Below are 16,533 nucleotides of genomic sequence, written 5' to 3'. Positions count from 1 at the left end.
GGCGCCTTTTTTTCAGGCAAATGCGGCTCTGCAGCCCGTCCGGGCGACGGCGCGTCGCCGCGCGGGCCGCGGGGCAGTTTACGGCGCCGCAGAATCGTCTATGCGCGCGCTCATGCTCTCCGCCGTGACCTATCTGGCCGAACCGGCCGATCCGGACGCGATCGATCGCCTGGCCGACACGCTCAGCGTGCTCGTTTCCGGCGTGGCCGGCGGCCTCGTCGGCGACGCGGTGATCGTCGCGGGCCGCGAGAGCGAGGCCGTGGCGGCCGTCGCGGAGGCCACGGGCGCGACCCTCGTGCTGCACCGGGGCGGCAATCCCTACGCGGCGGGCGCCGCCGCGGCCCGGCGGGACTGGATCCTGTGCCTTGAGGCCGGCGACGTCCCGGCCGAGGGCTGGATCCGCACCCTCGACCGCTTCGTCGGGACCGCGCGGCCGGAGACGGCGCTCGGCCGCCTGCACCGCCCGGCCGGGCGCTGGCTCGGCCGGCTCGTCAGACGGGCGGAGACCGTCGTCGGCGCCCGGCAGGCCCGGGCCGGCGACGTCGTCCGGCGCGAGGCGCTGCGTGCCGAGGGCACGTTCGCGGGTCGCCTCAAGGTCAGACCACTGATCGCACGGATCGAGCGCGCCTGACCGGAAAGATCTTGCTCGGGAGAATCTTGCTCGGAAGAATCTTGCGCCCGCTCACGTTGTTGTCGGTCGATCCGCCTCTACAACTCTGAAAGCGCGACAGGATCGTCGCCGTCTCCGGACATGATGACGCGCGCTGAGCCACCCCGATCTGGAAGGATGGTGCAATGGATTCGTCGGGCCTGATGGGGCGCAAGTCGGTCGAGGACATCGTCGAGAGCGGCGAGGGCGAGCAGCAGCTCTCGAAGTCGCTGGGCGCCCTCTCGATCACCGCGATGGGCATCGGGGCGATCATCGGCGCCGGCATCTTCGTCCTGACCGGCACGGCCGCGGCCCAGTATGCCGGGCCGGGGATCATGCTGTCCTTCGTGCTCGGCGGCATCGCCTGCGCCTTCGTCGGCCTCTGCTACTCCGAGATGGCCGCGCTGATCCCGGTCGCCGGATCGAGCTACACCTACACCTACGCGACGCTCGGCGAGTTCTTCGCGTGGCTGATCGGCTGGGACCTGATCCTCGAATACGCCATGGGCGCCGCCACCGTGGCGGTCGGCTGGTCGGGCTACGTGACCAGCATCCTGAAGAGCGTCGGCATCGTGATCCCGGCGCAGTTCGCCAACGCGCCGGGCACGCCGATCGAGGGCGGCGGGACCGCGCTGCTGAACCTGCCGGCGGTCCTGATCGTGGCGCTGATCACGATCCTGCTGATGCGGGGCACGAAGGAATCGGCGCTCTTCAACAACATCATGGTCGCGGTGAAGCTCACCGTCGTGGTCGCCTTCATCGCTCTGGGCTGGGGCCATGTGAACACCGCGAACTGGAGCCCGCTCATCCCGGACAACGACGGGACCTTCGGCCATTTCGGCTACAGCGGCGTCCTGCGCGGCGCGGGCGTGGTGTTCTTCGCCTTCATCGGCTTCGACGCGGTCTCCACCGCCGCCCAGGAGGCGCGCAAGCCCCAGAAGGACATGCCCATCGGCATCCTGGGCTCGCTCGCGGTCTGCACGATCCTGTACGTGCTGGTCGCCGCCGTGCTCACCGGTCTCGTGCCCTACAAGGACCTCAACGTCCCGGACCCGATCGCCAAGGGCGTCGACGTGATCGGCATCGGCTGGTTCAGCCTCCTTATCAAGCTCGGGGCGCTGACCGGGCTGACGACGGTGATCCTCGTCCTGCTCTACGGCCAGAGCCGGATCTTCTTCACCATGGCGCAGGACGGCCTGCTGCCGAAGATGTTCTCCCACGTCCACCCGACCTACCAGACGCCGTATCGCAGCCAGGCGATGATCGGGGCCGCGGTCGCCGTGGTGGCGGCCCTGGTGCCGATCCACATCCTCGGCGAGATGGTGAGCATCGGCACGCTGGCCGCCTTCATCCTCGTCTGCGGCTCGGTGCTCTACCTCCGGCGGGCCGAGCGCACCATGAAGCGGCCGTTCCGGGCGCCCGCCGTGCCGGTCGTGCCGATCCTCGGCATCCTGTCCTGCCTGCTCCTGATGATCGGCCTGCCCCTCGACACGTGGCTGCGGCTGGTGATCTGGATGGCGATCGGCCTCGTCGTGTACTTCTTCTACGGCCGCAAGCACTCGGTCCTGCGCCGCAAGGAGGGGAATCTGGCCTAGCGCCGCCTCACACCGTGAGGCTCGCGCCGCGCCGCAGGTGCTCGTCGAGGCGCGGCATGATCTCCACGAAGTTGCAGGGCCGGTGCCGGTAGTCGAGCTGCTGGGCCAGGATCCCGTCCCAGGCGTCGCGGCAGGCGCCGGGCGAGCCCGGCAGCACGAACACGTAGGTCGCCCGCGCGACCCCCGCGGTGGCGCGGGACTGCAGGGTCGAGGTGCCGATCTTGTCGTACGAGATCCGGTGGAACACGGCCGAGAAGCCGTCCATGCGCTTCTCGAACAGCGGCTCCAGCGCCTCGGGGGTGACGTCGCGGCCGGTGAAGCCGGTCCCGCCGGTGGTGATCACCACGTCGACGCCGGGGTCGCGCAGCCACGCCTCCACCCGCGCGCGGATCGCCGGGACCTCGTCCGGGACGATCGACCGGGCCGCCAGGACATGCCCCGCCGCGGTGAGGCGCTGGGTCAGGGTGTCGCCCGACCGGTCGTCCTCCGGGCGGCGGGTGTCGGAGACGGTCAGGACCGCGATGTTCAGGGGGATGAAGCGGCGGGCGTCGGTCTGATCGGCCATCGTGCGGGCTCTCCGGGGCGGGAGACCGATATGGGCCCGGCGGGACCGCTTGTCGCCCCCGGGGCCGCCGCGCCCGCGCGCCTCTTGCGGCCCGCCGCGAAGTCGGCTGTGCTCGCTCGACCCCGTCGGAGACCGCTGACCCATGCACATGTACGGCAACTGGCGCTCGGCCGCGGCCTTCCGGGTGCGGATCGCCCTGAAGCTGAAGGGCATCGCCTACGAGGAGACCTTCATCGATCTCGACGCCGGCGACCAGCACGAGCCGGCGTTCCGGAAGATCAACCCGCAGGGCGCGGTGCCGGCGCTGTTCGACGGCGACGGGCCGCCGCTCACCCAGTCGCTGGCGATCCTCGACTACCTGGAGGAGACCCGGGGCGGCGTCCGCCTCCTGCCCGAGGAGCCCCGGGCCCGGGCCCGGGCCCGCTCGCTGGCGCAGGTGGTCGCGTGCGACACCCACCCGCTCTACGTGCCCCGGGTGCGCACCTTCCTGATGGAGCATTACGGCCTGCCCCGGGAGCGCATGCTGGATTTCCTGCGCAACGCCTTCGAGACCGGCCTCCGGACCCTGGAGACGCGCCTCGCCACCGAGCCGGGGACGGGCCGGTTCTGCCAGGGCGATTCGGTGAGCCACGCCGACCTCTGCCTCGTCAGCCTCTGGGTCGGGACGGGCATCTTCGGCATCGACACGGCGGCCTACCCGACGGTCGCGCGAATCGCCGAGGCCTGCCTCGCCCTGCCGGCGGTCGCGGAGGCGCATCCGCTGCGCCAGCCGGGCGCCCCGCCGGCGTGACCGGGCTCCGCGCGCCGCCCGTCCGGTGCACGACGTCGCACTCGTGACCGGGGGTCGCGGCCGGCGATGTGGTATTCGGCAACCCAGGCCGTGTAAGGAGGCCGGCGACTGATCCCGGTCCGGGGGGAGAAAGAGTGTCGATGGCATCCGTCGAGAACGAGTCGGGCCTTCATCGCGTCGTGGTGGTCGGCGGCGGCGCAGCCGGACTGCAGCTGGTCACGAAGCTCGGCGACAAGCTCGGGCGCGGCAAGCGCGCGCACGTCACCCTCGTGGACCGCGCCCGGACGCATATCTGGAAGCCGCTGCTCCACGAGGTGGCGGCCGGCAGCCTCGACGTCGGCCACCACGCGGTGGACTACCTGCACCACGCCCACATGCACGGCTTCCGCTACCGGATCGGGCGGATGACCGGGCTCGACCGGGAGGCGCGCACGATCCAGCTCGCCGCGAGCCACGACGCGGAAGGGCGCGAGATCACGCCCGAGCGCGCCGTCCCCTACGACACGCTGGTGATGGCGGTGGGCTCCACCACCAACGATTTCGGCACGCCGGGCGTCGCAGAGCACGCCATCGCCCTCGACACCCAGGACCAGGCGGTGCGCTTCCACCAGCGCCTCGTGAACGCCTCGCTGCGCGCGCACACGCAGGCCGGCCCAGTCCGGCCCGGCCAGCTCCACGTCACGGTGATCGGCGCGGGCGCGACCGGGACGGAACTCGCCGCCGAGCTCCACCGGACCCTGCGCCACGTCGTCTCGACCGGGCTCGACAAGATCGACCCGGGCAAGGACATCCGCATCACCCTGGTCGAGGCCGCCGACCGGATCCTCCCGGCGGTGCCGCAGCGCCTCTCGGCCGAGGTGATGCAGCTCCTCAGCAAGATCGGCGTCGACGTGCGCGTGAAGGCGCGGGTCACCGAGGTGCGCGCCGACGGCGTGCAGCTCGCCGACGGCACCTTCATCCCGTCCGAGCTGGTCGTCTGGGCGGCGGGCGTGAAGGCACCGCCCTTCCTGCAGGGCATCGGCGGCCTGGAGACGACGCGGACCAACCAGCTGGTGGTGACGCCGACGCTGCAGACCACCCGCGACCCCGACATCTTCGCCATCGGCGACTGCGCCTACCTGGTCGAGGCCGGCTCCGACACGCCGGTGCCGCCGCGCGCGCAGGCGGCCCACCAGCAGGCGAGCCACCTGATCGCCCAGATCCCGGCCAAGATCGACGGAAAGCCGCTGAAGCCGTTCCGGTACAAGGATTTCGGCTCGCTGGTCTCGCTGGGCGAGTACTCGACCGTGGGCAGCCTGATGGGGTTCGTGCGCGGCAAGAACATGCTCATCGCCGGTCTGTTCGCCCGGATGATGTACCGCTCGCTCTACAAGATGCACGAGCGGGCGCTGCACGGCACGGCCAAGACCGCCCTCGACACCCTGGCCCGCGCGCTGACCCGGCGCACCGAGCCGCGGGTGAAGCTGCACTGACCGTCGCCGTACGACCCGAGGACGGGCGCCCGGATCGACCGGGCGCGACACAGGAAGGAAACGCCATGATCCTGGTAAGCGTGATGTACCCGGCCGGCCCGAGCTTCGACATGGGCTACTACCTCGGCCACCACATGCCGCTGGTGCGCGAGCGCTGGTCGTCCCTCGGCCTCCACGACGCGAAGGTCGTCAAGGGCGCCGGCACGCCGGACGGCGGCGCCGCCCCGTTCCAGGTGATGGCCCTCCTGACCTTCGAGTCGGTCGACGCCTTCAAGAAGGCCGTCGCCGCCCACGGCGAGGAGATCTTCGCCGACATCCCGAACTTCACCGCGGCGCAGGCCCAGGTGCAGATCAACGACTTCGCGGAAAACCCGTGATCGACATCGTCAAGGCGGTGCAGGAGGCCGATCCGAGCCTCGGCACCTACGTGGTCGTTCTGCGGACGGACGCCCGGGCCCTGGACGGGCCGGAGCGGTTCACGCCGGAGGCGCAGGCCTGGATCGCCGAGAAGGCGCCGAGCGGCCGGCTCGCCCGGGTGCGCGTCCTGCTCGCCCCCTATCCGGGGGCGGAGCCGGCCGCGCGCGAGGTCACCGTGGCGGCCTTCGCCGACGCGCGGGAGCTCGCCGCCTTCGCGACGACCTGGACCGGCGACCCGCTGCCGGAGGAGCCGGGGGACTCTCTTCCCGACTGACGGCTCCGGGGCCGCCGTCTCTGCGAGTGGAGCAAACGGTCCAGGGCAGCGCGGCGCTCACCGGCGGCGCGCCGACCCTGGGTCACTTCGCTCCGCCCGCGATGACGGGAAGGGTCCTCGATACCGCGCGCGGACTCACGCCGCGCGCAGCTGCCGGATGGCGCGCAGCGCGGTCGCCCGCTGGATCTCCAGGCGCCGGATCAGCGGCATCAGGTCGGCGCCCGCGTGGGCGGCGGCCTCGACCTCCCGGCACAGGCTCGACAGGCCGACGAAGCCCAGCAGCCCGGCCGCCGCCACCAGAGCGTGCGCGTCGTGGGCGATCTGCAGGCGGTCGGTCTCGCTCGGCCGGAACCGCTCGGACAGCTCGTTCGCCAGGAGATCGAGCAGCGCCCCGACGCGATCGGTGCCGAAGCTCGCCTCCATCTCGGTCAGGACCGCCGCGTCGAGCACGGCCGAATCGACCTGCGGCAGGCGGCGCGGCACCTCGGCCCGCGCCGGCCGCCGCGCGCCCGGCGCCGTCCAGCGGCTGATCGTGGCGAAGAGGTCGGCCCGCCGGAACGGCTTGCCCACATGGTCGTCCATCCCGGCCTCGCGCAGCTCCTCGATCTGCGACGGCAGGACGTTGGCGGTCATGGCGACGATCGGGATGTCGCAGGCGGGCGGCGCGAGGGCGCGGATGCGGCGCGTGGCCGTGAGCCCGTCGACGCGGGGCATCTGGACGTCCATCAACACGAGATCGTAGGCCCGGCCGGCCGCGACGGACGACCCGACCGCCGTGATCGCCTCGGCGCCGTCCCCGGCCACGTCCACCGCGTAGCCCTGGGATTCGAGCACCGCGCAGGCGAGTTCCTGGTTGAGCGGCACGTCCTCGACGAGGAGCAGCCGCAGCGGCGCGCCCGGGACCTCGCCGGCCGCCGGAGCCGCGGCCGGGAGCGGCCGCGACGGCCCACCCGCGTCGGCCGCGGCGCCCGGGGCCGCGGTGTCCCGCTCGCCGCGGGGCAGCACCAGCCGGAACCAGAAGGTCGAGCCCGCCCCCTCGCGGCTCTCGACCCCGATCTCGCCGCCCATCAGCGACACGAGGTGCCGGGAGATCGCGAGGCCGAGGCCGGTGCCGCCGAAGCGCCGGCTGATCGAGCCGTCGACCTGGCTGAACCGCTTGAACAGCCGGTCCTGCTGCGCCGGCGCGATGCCGATGCCGGTATCGACCACGGAGAACCGGACCGCGTCGCCGGGGCGCCCGTCGGGGGCGACGCCGTCGCCCTCCCGCTCCGCGGTCACCGTGACCGAGCCCTCGGGCGTGAACTTCACGGCGTTGTTCAGCAGGTTGAGCAGCACCTGTCGCAGGCGCCCGGCATCGCCGACCACGAAGGTCGGCAGGGCCGGGTCGATCCGGGCCTCGATGGCGAGTCCGCTGCGGAGCGCGCTGCCCCGCACGATCGAGACCGTGCTGTCGACGGTCGAGGCCAGCGGGAAGGTGACCGGATCGAGGGTCAGCTCGCCGGCCTCGATCTTCGAGAAGTCGAGGATGTCGTTGACGACCGTGAGCAGGGCCGCGCCGGAACTCTGGATCAGCTCGAGGCGCCGCCGGTCCTCGTTCTGGATCGCGTCGCCGTCGAGGAGCAGCTCGGCATAGCCCAGGATGCCGTTCAGCGGGGTGCGGATCTCGTGGCTCATGGCGGCCAGGAACTCGCTCTTGGCCGCGCTCGCCCGCTCCGCCTCGGTGCGGGCCGCCTCGGCGTCGCGCGTGGCGGTGCGCAGGGCCGCCTCGACCGCCTTGCGCTCGGTGATGTCGAGGTGGAGGCCGACCATCCGCTGGGGCTGCCCGTCGGTGCCGCCGAGCGTCCGGCCCCGCGCGTAGAGCCAGCGCGCGCCGACCCGGAACTCGGCCGCGTAGGGGGTGCCGGACTCGACCGCCCGCCGGATCTCGTTCCAGACGTCGGAGACGTCGTCCGGATCGATCAGCGCCGTCCACGCGGAGGCCGAGATCGTGTGGGCGCCGCCGGTCTCCGGCAGGCCGTGCATCCGCGCGCTCTCCGGGCTGAGGACGGCGAGCCCCGTGCGCATGTCCCAGTCCCAGGTGCCGGCCTCCGCGGCGTCGAGGGCGATGTCGAGCAGGCCGCTCGCCTCCTCGACGGCGAGCCGCGCCGTGACGATGTCGTCGACGTCGAGGGCGGTCCCGAGCCACTCCGCCACCGCGCCGTCCGCCGGGTCGAGGCGGATCGGGATCAGCGAGAGCTTGTGCCACCGGTAGACGCCGTCCTGGCGCCGGATCCGCCACTGGCCGCTGTAGCCCGTGCCGGTCTCGACCGCCCGGATCCAGGCCGCCTCCATGGCGGCGGCATCCTCGGGGTGGTTCCGGACGAGGCGCTCCGCGCGCTCGGGCCCGATCGGCCCGTAATAGGACTGGAACTGCGCGTTGGCGTAGGTCGCCTGACCGTCCCCGACCCGCATGGTCCAGACCAGGAGCGGCAGCGCCTCGGCGAGGCCCCGGTAGCGCAGCTCGCTGCGGCGAACCTCGTCCTCGGCGCGCCGGCGCTCGGTGACGTCGATCAGGACGCCGAACAGGCCGGCGCCCGCCCCCTCCCCCCGGGCCATGCCGCGCACGACCACGTCGCGCAGCGCGCCGTCCGGCCGCAGCAGCCGGGCCTCGAAATCGAACCGGCCCCCGCGGGCGATCGCGTCGGCGACGATCGCCTCGAGCCGGGCTCGGTCGTCGGGATGGTAGATCTGCGCGAAGGCGTCGAGATGCGGCGGCGGGGTCGCCGGGTCGCGGCCCGCGATGGCGTAGAGGCTCGCCGACCAGACCGGCTGCCCGTCCGCGAGCTCCACGCGCCAGTTCCCGACGCTGGCGAGCTGCTCGGCCATGGTGAGCTGGTGGTTCGCCGCCTCCTGGGCGCGGGCCCGGGCGTTGATCTCCCGGTGCTGCTCGCGGATCAGCGCCTCGCGGATCGCCGCCTGCGCGATCTCCCGGTCGCGCCGCGCGTTGGCCTCCGTGAGGCGCAGATGCGCCACGACGATCTCGGCGAGGTCGCGGAAGGCGGCCGCGTCCTCGGGCGAGAAGTCGGACCGGGGCTCGGGATCGGCGAGGCAGAGGGTTCCGACCCGCAGGCCCGGCTGGAGGCTCAGGGCGACGCCCGCGTAGAACCGGATCCCGTCCGGCGCGGCGGCCACGGGCAGGTCGCGGAAGCGCGCGTCGAGCCGCGCGTCGGGGACGACCACGAGGGCGTCGCTGCGGATCGTGTGCTGGCAGAAGCTCTCGTCCCGCCGCATCGTGGTCGGCACCCCGGCACAGGGCGTCTTCAGCCACTGGTGCGTGTCGCCCAGGAAGGCCACGAACGCGCTGCGCACGCCGAACAGGCGCCGGGCGGTCCGGCAGACGGCCTCGAAATGCGGTTCCGGCGGTGTCCCGAGGATCGCGAGGGCCTCGAGGGCCGCGAGCCGGTCGCGCTCGTTGTCCGGCTGTGTGCTCACGTACCGTCTCCGGGTGCCGATCGGCCGCGACCGAGCGATGCCGCGCCTAGCGCCGCGTTTCAAGCGCGCCCGCCTGCGGCCGGGTGCCCATGCGCAACCGCGCGGCCTCCAGCGCCCAGACCATGCCCAGCATCATGTAGACGTGGCGCCACTTCTCGATGTCGATCTGGACGGCCTGCAGGAAGAACATCAGCAGCGCCGGCCAGACGATCTGGGCGTGCGCCCGGACCGGCGACGGCCGCGCCAGGAGCCGGAAGCCGACGAGGCCGGTCGCCACCACGAGGCCGATGAACACGGCCCCGCCGAGCCAGCCGCCGTTGGCGAAGGAGCCGATGTAGGAATTGTGCGGTTCGAGCCCGAAGATCAGCCGCCAGTGCATCGGTCCCATCCCGAACGGCCGCTCCAGCAGCATGGCGAAGCCGCGGATCTGGTTGCCGAAGCGGCCGGTCTCGCCCTGGTCGTAGTCCTGGGTCAGGGCCGCCCGGGTCTCGAACATCTTGTGGACGTGGTCGACCGAGAGCAGCCCGATCACCGCGACGGTGCCGAGAACGATGGTCGCCAGGGTCAGGAGCACGATGCGGCGGCGCAGGCGCGGGGAGTCGCTGCCGGCGTAGACCGATCCCACCATCAGCAGCACCGCGACGGCGCTCCCGCCCCAGGACCCGCGCGAGAACGACAGGAAGATGCCGGCCACGATGATCAGCAGGCCGGCGAGGGACACGAGCGGCCGGCGCGTGGAGCCGGTGAGCAGGCCGTGCATCAGGTAGAGCGCGCCGAGCGTCAGGAACGAGCCGAAGACGTTCGGGTCCTGGAACGTGCCCGAGGCCCGGTCGTACTTGTAGAACAGGTCCTCGATCCCGAGCCATTGCAGGTAGCCGACGATGCCCAGCGCCGCCGAGAACACGCAGCTCGCCGTGTAGGCCTTGAGCGCCAGCTCCATCCGGGCGTGCGTGTCGTCCGCGAAGAACATCGCGAAGAAGATGCAGGTGATCGAGAGATAGACCAGCTGCACCGTCCAGGTGACCGGGAACTCCTCGTTCAGGTAGGGTAGCAGCGCGGTGACGATGCCCGCGAGGTAGAGGAGCAGGAGCGCCACCAGGGGCACCGCCCCGCGGTGCAGCCGGACGCCGAGGCAGAGCCAGAGCAGGATCGTGGGGATCGCGACCGCGTCGTAGGGCGAGGTCTCCGAGAAGGCGAAGCAGGCGAAGAAGACGAACGCCGCGAACAGCGCCTTGGCCAGCCCCTCGACGGCCGCGATGAGCGGGATTCCGCCCGCCGACCCGGACGGGACCGGGCCTGCGGGCGCTGCGGTGTGGGCCATGGATACGCGGGCTCCGCGGGCCGGTTACGCGGGCCCGCGCCGTCCGTGATGCCACGGAAACGTTGAGAATCGCCTTCCCGGCGCGGGGCGCCGGGGAGGCGGCGCCCGTTCAGGCGCGGCAGGCCTCGAAGCCCTCCTTGATCGCCGCCGGATCGAGGTTGCGGCCGATGAAGACCACCCGCGAGACCCGCTCCTCGTCCTTGCCCCAGTCGCCCTGCACGTCGCCGTCGAGGATCATGTGCACGCCCTGGAAGACGAAGCGCTTCGGCTCGTCGGGGAAGGCCACGATTCCCTTGCACCGCAGGATGTCCGGACCCTGCGACTGGGTCAGGTTCGAGATCCACGGCATGAACTTGTCCGGGTCGACCGCGCCCTCGATCTTGGCCGAGATCGAGCGGATGTCGGAATCGTGATGGTGGTGGTGCCCCGCCTCGAGGAAGTCGGGCTCGACGTCGAGGATGCGGTCGAGGTCGAAGGCGTTGCGCTCGAGGACCGCGTCGAGGGGCACGGCGCAGTTCTGCGTCCGGTGGAGCTTGGCCAGCGGGTTGATCGTGCGGATCTCGGCCTCGACGCGGTCGAGGTCGGCCGGGGAGACGAGGTCGCTCTTGTTGAGCAGGATCACGTCCGCGAAGGCGATCTGGTTCTTCGCCTCCGGCGCGTCCTTCAGGCGGTCGGACAGCCACTTGGCGTCGGCCACCGTCACCACGGCGTCGAGGCGGGCGGCCTCGCCGACATCCTGGTCGACGAAGAAGGTCTGCGCCACGGGGGCCGGGTCGGCGAGGCCGGTGGTCTCGACGATGATCGCGTCGAACTTGCCCCGGCGCTTCACCAGCCCGTCCATGATCCGGATCAGGTCGCCGCGCACCGTGCAGCAGACGCAGCCGTTGTTCATCTCGAACACCTCCTCGTCCGCGCCGACGACGAGGTCGTTGTCGATGCCGATCTCGCCGAACTCGTTGACGATCACGGCGTAGCGCTTGCCGTGGTTCTCGGTGAGGATCCGGTTGAGGAGCGTGGTCTTGCCCGCGCCGAGGTAGCCGGTGAGCACGGTGACCGGGATCTTGCCGGCGGCGGAACCGGGAGCGGCCGGGGCGGAAGCGTTGCTCGTATCGGACATGACGGCTTCTTCGGTGACGGGTGCGGGATCGCGCGGGCCTGGACCCGCGAGCGTTGTCATATTGTAACAAATCCCGTCAAAGGAAGACGGGGCCACACGGTTTCGCGACCGGGGCGCCGGATCGATTGCCTGTCGGACAAGCTTTGCTCTAGGCACGCCGTACCGCCCGAATCTTCCCGCGGCGCGCCATAGAAAAGCACCAGCGACCGCATTGATGTGGGCGTCATCCGGGCACGTATCGTACTCTTGTCACCCAGCCCGGACTCTCGGTCCGGACCTAGAAGATCATCCGCATGGACGCCCGAAATCCGCTGGACCAGGACGAGGCCGTCGCCGTCCCCGCGCGCGGGCGCCGGTGGCCCGGCCTGCTGATCGCCGCCGTCCTGCTCGCGGCCGCCCTGGGCGCCGCCATCGCGTTTCCCGACCGGACCCGCGAGGCCGCCGCGCACCTCGTCGCGGCCGTGACCGGGCTGTTCGCCCCGGGCAACCCCGACCCGGGCATCGACGTGGAGAAGGCCGGCCCGGTGGAGCGGGTGTTCCGGCCCTCCAAGGAGCAGCGCGCCGCCTTCGAGATCCTGCCGGTCGCCAACCTCGTGTTCCGGCCCGAGGGCTCGGCCGAGGGACGGATCGCCCTCAACGAGGACGACAACGTCCCGGTGGTCTCGCCCTATGCCGGCCGGGTGACGAAGGTCCTGGTCCGCGCCGGCGACGACGTGAAGGCCGGCGACGTGCTGCTGACGCTCGAGGCCACCGACATGGTCCAGGCGCAGAACGACTATCAGGCGGCCGTGAACAACCTCCAGAAGCAGCAGGCGCTCCTGAAGCTCGACCAGACCATCGCGCAGCGCCAGCAGGAGCTGTTCCAGGCCCGCGCGACGGCACTGAAGGACTACCAGTCGGCCCAGAACGACGTCATCGCCGCCCAGAGCGACCTGAAGACCGCCGAGGGCGCCCTCGACGCGGTGCGGAGCCGCCTGCGCCTGCTGGGCAAGACCGACGCCGAGATCGCCGCCTTCGAGAAGAACGGCACGATGAGCGCCGAGACGCAGATCCGGGCGCCGATCGCCGGCACGATCGTCCAGCGCAAGGTCGGCATCGGGCAGTACCTCTCGGCCTCCAGCGACCCGGTCTTCGTGATCGGCGACCTGTCGACGGTCTGGCTCGTGGCCAACGTCCGCGAGAGCGAGATCCCCAAGATCCGCATCGGCCAGGAGGTCGAGGCGAAGGTGGCGGGCTTCGGCGCGCGGGTGTTCAAGGCCCGGGTGAACTACATGGCCTCCAGCCTCGACCCGGCGACGCGGCGCCTCGCGGTGCGCAGCGAGGTCGACAACCCGGACCGGGTGCTGCGCCCGGAGATGTTCGCCACCTACACGATCATCACCGGCAAGGGTGAGCCGAGCCCGAGCGTGCCGGTGGCCGCCATCGTGTACGAGGGCGACCGCACCCACGTCTGGGTGGCGCGGCCCGACGGCGCCGTGGAGGCGCGCGACATCAAGCTCGGCCTGATCAACGGCGACAACGCCCAGGTCGTCCAAGGCCTGAGCGCGGGCGAGCAGGTCGTCACCCGCGGGGCCCTGTTCATCGACCGGGCGGCCACCGGCGACAAGGCGTCCTGAGCGGGGATCCGATGAACGCCCTGATCGCCTTCTCGCTGCGCCAGCGCGTGCTGGTGGTGCTGCTGTTCGTCGTGATGCTCGGCGTCGGCTACGGCGCCTACACGCAGCTCAACATCGAGGCCTACCCGGATCCGGTCCCGCCGCTCGTCGACGTGATCACCCAGAATCCAGGCCAGTCGGCCGACGAGATCGAGCGCTACATCACCATCCCCCTGGAGGTGGCGCTCGCCGGCATCCCGAACGCCCAGGTGGTGCGGACGATCTCGCTGTTCGGCCTCTCGGACGTGAAGGTCCAGTTCAACTACGAGTACACGTACGAGCAGGCGCTGCAGCGGGTCCTCAACCGCCTTTCGCAGGCCCCGACCCTGCCCAACGGCGCCACACCGCAGATCTCGCCGACGAGCCCGGTGGGCGAGATCATGCGCTACAAGCTCGTCGGCCCGGCGGGCTACTCGCCCATGGACATGAAGACCCTGCAGGACTGGGTGCTGCAGCGCCGGTTCAAGGCGATCCCCGGCGTCGTCGACGTCACGGCCTTCGGCGGCAAGGCCAAGGAGTACGAGGTCGCGGTCGACCTGAACCGCCTCCAGGCCCAGGGCCTGACCCTGGTGCAGCTGACCAACGCGCTGAACAACGCCTCGATCAACGTCGGCGGCCAGACGCTGAACGTCGGGCAGCAATCGGCGGTGGTGCGCGGCATCGGCCTGATCCGCGACATGGACGACATTCGCGACACGATGATCAGCCTCGTCAACGGCACCCCGGTGCTCGTGCGGGACGTGGCGGAGGTGCGCGTGTCGAACGCCCCGCGCCTCGGCATCGTCGGGCACGACAACCAGCCCGACATCGTCGAGGGCATCGTGCTCATGACCCGCGGCGGCAAGAGCCTGCCGACGCTGGAGCGGGTCGAGGCCGAGATCGACAAGATCAACAGCTCCACGATCCTGCCGCCCGACGTGAAGATCGAGCGGATCTACGACCGCTCGGGCCTGATCCACACCACCACCCACACGGTGATGCACAACCTCGTCTTCGGCGTGGTGCTGGTGTTCGTGGTGCAGTGGCTGTTCCTCGGCTCGCTCACGAGCGCGATCATCGTGGCGGCCACGATCCCGTTCGCGCTCGGCTTCGCGATCCTGATCCTGGTGGTGCGCGGCGACTCGGCCAACCTGCTGTCGCTCGGCGCGATCGATTTCGGCCTGATCGTCGACGCGACCGTGATCATGGTGGAGAACGTCTTCCGCCACATCGCCGAGCCCGATCACGTGAAGGGCGAGGATCCGCCCGACGGCCTCACCGGGCGGCTCGGCACGATCGCGATCGCCGGGCGCGAGGTGAACCGGGCGATCTTCTTCTCGGCGACGATCATCATCGTCGGCTTCCTGCCGCTGTTCACGATGACCGGCGTCGAGGGCCACATCTTCGGCCCGATGGCCAAGACCTACGCGTACGCGCTGCTCGGCGGCCTGCTGGCGACCTTCACCGTCTCGCCCGCGCTCTCGGCCCTCATGCTGCCGAAGAAGCTCGAGGAGCGCGACACCCTGATCGTGCGGGTGCTGCGCGTCGGCCACGAGGCGGCTCTGCGCTTCGGCCTGCGCAACCGGGTCCTGGCGATCGCCGTGATGCTGGCGGTGCTGCTGGTCTCGGGCCTCACGGCCCGCAACCTCGGCCTCGAATTCCTGCCGCGTCTCGAGGAGGGCAACCTCTACGTGCGCGGCACGATGCCGTCCTCGATCTCGCTGGAGGCCGGCAACGGCTACGTCCAGCGCATGCGCAAGATCTTCCAGGAGGTTCCGGAGGTCACCACCGTCCTGTCGCACCAGGGCCGCCCGAACGACGGCACCGACGCCACCGGCTTCTTCAACGTCGAGATCCTGGCGCCGCTCAAGCCGATCGATCAGTGGCGCAAGGGCCTCGACAAGGAGACCCTGATCCAGGACCTCAGCAAGAAACTGGAGGCCGAATTCCCCGGTATCGAGTTCAACTTCTCGCAGTATATCGAGGACAACGTCCAGGAGGCGGCCTCGGGCGTGAAGGGCGAGAACTCGGTCAAGATTTACGGCAACGACCTCGCGCAGCTCACCAAGACCGCCAACGCCGTCAAGGCCGCGCTCGCCACCGTCCCGGGCGTCACCGACCTGTCGGTGTTCGAATCCCTCGGCCAGCCGACGGTGCGGATCGACGTCGACCGCCACAAGGCCGCCCGCTACGGCCTCTCGATCGGCGACGTGAACACCACGATCCAGGCGGCGATCGGCGGCCAGACCGCGGGCGACCTCTACGAGTACGGCTCGGACCGGCACTTCCCGATGCGGGTGCGGCTCGCCAAGGAGTACCGCTCCTCGCTCGCCGGCATCCGCAACATCGCGGTCGGCGCCCAGAACCCGAACGGCGGCGTGATCCAGGTGCCGCTCTCCGAGATCGCCGACGTCGACCTCGTCTCCGGCGCCTCGTTCATCTACCGCGAGGACCAGCAGCGCTACATCCCGGTGAAGTTCTCGGTGCGCGGCCGCGACCTCGGCAGCGCCGTGCTCGAGGCCCAGCGCAAGGTCGCCGACGCGGTCGACCTCCCGCCAGGCTACCGGCTGGAATGGGTCGGCCAGTTCACCAACCTGAAGGAGGCGGCCGCCCGCCTCAGCCTCGTGGTGCCGATCACGCTGCTGCTGATCGCGCTGCTCCTCTACATCAACTTCTCATCGGTGGCCGACATGCTGCTGACCCTGTCGGTCATCCCGATGGCGATGATCGGCGGCATTTTCGCCCTGGCGCTGACCGGCACGCCGTTCTCGATCTCGGCGGCGATCGGCTTCATCGCGCTGTTCGGGATCTCGACCATGGAGGGCGTGATCCTGCTCGCCTACTACAACCAGCTGCTCGACGAGGGCTGGAAGCGGCAGGAGGCGGTCTGGCACGCCGCCGTGGTGCGCATGCGCCCGGTGATGATGACCTGCGTGGCGGCCTGCGTCGGCCTGCTGCCGGCCGCGGTCTCCACCGGCATCGGCTCGCAGGTGCAGAAGCCGCTGGCGCTCGTGGTGGTGGGCGGCATCATCCTGGCGCCGAACCTGATCCTCGTGATCGTCCCGGTGCTGATCTCGCTGTTCTCCCGACGCCGCCCGAACCCGGACGCCCAGGCGCGGCCCGCGCACCGGGCCGCCGCGTGAGCCGGCTCACGACCACGCGGGCCGGCGCGCGGCCCGTTGCAGGGGGGCCACAACGGCCGCGCCGCGCGCGCCGCCCGGGGATGGT

The 16,533-nt window shown here is 71.2% G+C and carries 12 protein-coding genes; 8 read left to right on the top strand and 4 right to left on the bottom strand.

The window, feature by feature from the left end:
* Positions 1-100: 100 nt before the first annotated feature.
* A complete protein-coding gene (locus ACQKQD_RS13990) occupies positions 101-631 on the top strand; it encodes a hypothetical protein (protein WP_427508636.1) in 531 nt (176 codons plus the stop codon).
* 164 nt (positions 632-795) lie between these two features.
* Complete coding sequence (locus ACQKQD_RS13985) at positions 796-2,244, top strand: amino acid permease (protein WP_427508635.1); 1,449 nt, start codon at positions 796-798, stop codon at positions 2,242-2,244.
* Positions 2,245-2,251: 7 nt separating this feature from the next.
* On the opposite strand, the gene moaB is transcribed toward ACQKQD_RS13985, so the two are convergent.
* Entirely contained in the window at positions 2,252-2,809 is a 558-nt protein-coding gene (gene moaB / locus ACQKQD_RS13980; RefSeq protein WP_427508634.1) for a molybdenum cofactor biosynthesis protein B, read from the bottom strand.
* Between the two features lie 142 nt (positions 2,810-2,951).
* Here moaB and maiA point away from each other — a divergent pair, with 142 nt between their 5' ends.
* The 4 genes from maiA (at position 2,952) to ACQKQD_RS13960 (ending at position 5,762) form a co-directional block, all read left to right on the top strand.
* A complete protein-coding gene (maiA, locus tag ACQKQD_RS13975) occupies positions 2,952-3,599 on the top strand; it encodes a maleylacetoacetate isomerase (RefSeq protein ID WP_091679640.1) in 648 nt (215 codons plus the stop codon).
* A 140-nt stretch (positions 3,600-3,739) separates the two neighbouring features.
* Positions 3,740-5,071 (top strand): NAD(P)/FAD-dependent oxidoreductase, encoded by a 1,332-nt coding sequence (locus ACQKQD_RS13970; RefSeq protein WP_020092667.1) that lies wholly within the window; start codon positions 3,740-3,742, stop codon positions 5,069-5,071.
* 65 nt (positions 5,072-5,136) lie between these two features.
* Positions 5,137-5,448, top strand: coding sequence for an EthD family reductase (locus tag ACQKQD_RS13965; protein WP_020092668.1), 312 nt, complete (start codon positions 5,137-5,139; stop codon positions 5,446-5,448).
* Positions 5,445-5,762, top strand: a complete 318-nt coding sequence (locus ACQKQD_RS13960) for a hypothetical protein (RefSeq protein WP_020092669.1) — start codon at positions 5,445-5,447, stop codon at positions 5,760-5,762. Before ACQKQD_RS13965 ends, ACQKQD_RS13960 begins: the two co-directional genes overlap by 4 nt.
* Positions 5,763-5,897: 135 nt before the next feature.
* On the opposite strand, the gene ACQKQD_RS13955 is transcribed toward ACQKQD_RS13960, so the two are convergent.
* From ACQKQD_RS13955 to ACQKQD_RS13945, 3 genes are all read right to left on the bottom strand, one after another.
* Positions 5,898-9,233, bottom strand: a complete 3,336-nt coding sequence (locus ACQKQD_RS13955) for an ATP-binding protein (protein WP_427508633.1) — start codon at positions 9,231-9,233, stop codon at positions 5,898-5,900.
* A 46-nt stretch (positions 9,234-9,279) separates the two neighbouring features.
* Positions 9,280-10,554, bottom strand: coding sequence for an O-antigen ligase family protein (locus ACQKQD_RS13950; protein ID WP_331297822.1), 1,275 nt, complete (start codon positions 10,552-10,554; stop codon positions 9,280-9,282).
* A 109-nt stretch (positions 10,555-10,663) separates the two neighbouring features.
* Positions 10,664-11,671 (bottom strand): CobW family GTP-binding protein, encoded by a 1,008-nt coding sequence (locus tag ACQKQD_RS13945; protein ID WP_427508632.1) that lies wholly within the window; start codon positions 11,669-11,671, stop codon positions 10,664-10,666.
* 293 nt (positions 11,672-11,964) lie between these two features.
* Between ACQKQD_RS13945 and ACQKQD_RS13940 the strand changes: the two genes are divergently transcribed.
* The gene (locus ACQKQD_RS13940) at positions 11,965-13,287 is read left to right on the top strand and encodes an efflux RND transporter periplasmic adaptor subunit (protein ID WP_091679652.1); all 1,323 of its coding nucleotides are present in this window, start codon (positions 11,965-11,967) and stop codon (positions 13,285-13,287) included.
* An 11-nt stretch (positions 13,288-13,298) separates the two neighbouring features.
* Complete coding sequence (locus tag ACQKQD_RS13935; protein ID WP_091926131.1) at positions 13,299-16,448, top strand: efflux RND transporter permease subunit; 3,150 nt, start codon at positions 13,299-13,301, stop codon at positions 16,446-16,448.
* Positions 16,449-16,533: the final 85 nt, after the last annotated feature.

The organism is Methylobacterium sp. NPDC080182, from assembly GCF_050281105.1.
In the GTDB taxonomy this organism is placed as follows: Bacteria; Pseudomonadota; Alphaproteobacteria; order Rhizobiales; family Beijerinckiaceae; genus Methylobacterium.
Note: the sequence above shows the minus strand (reverse complement) of the source record. Positions and strands in the feature narration are given on the sequence as shown.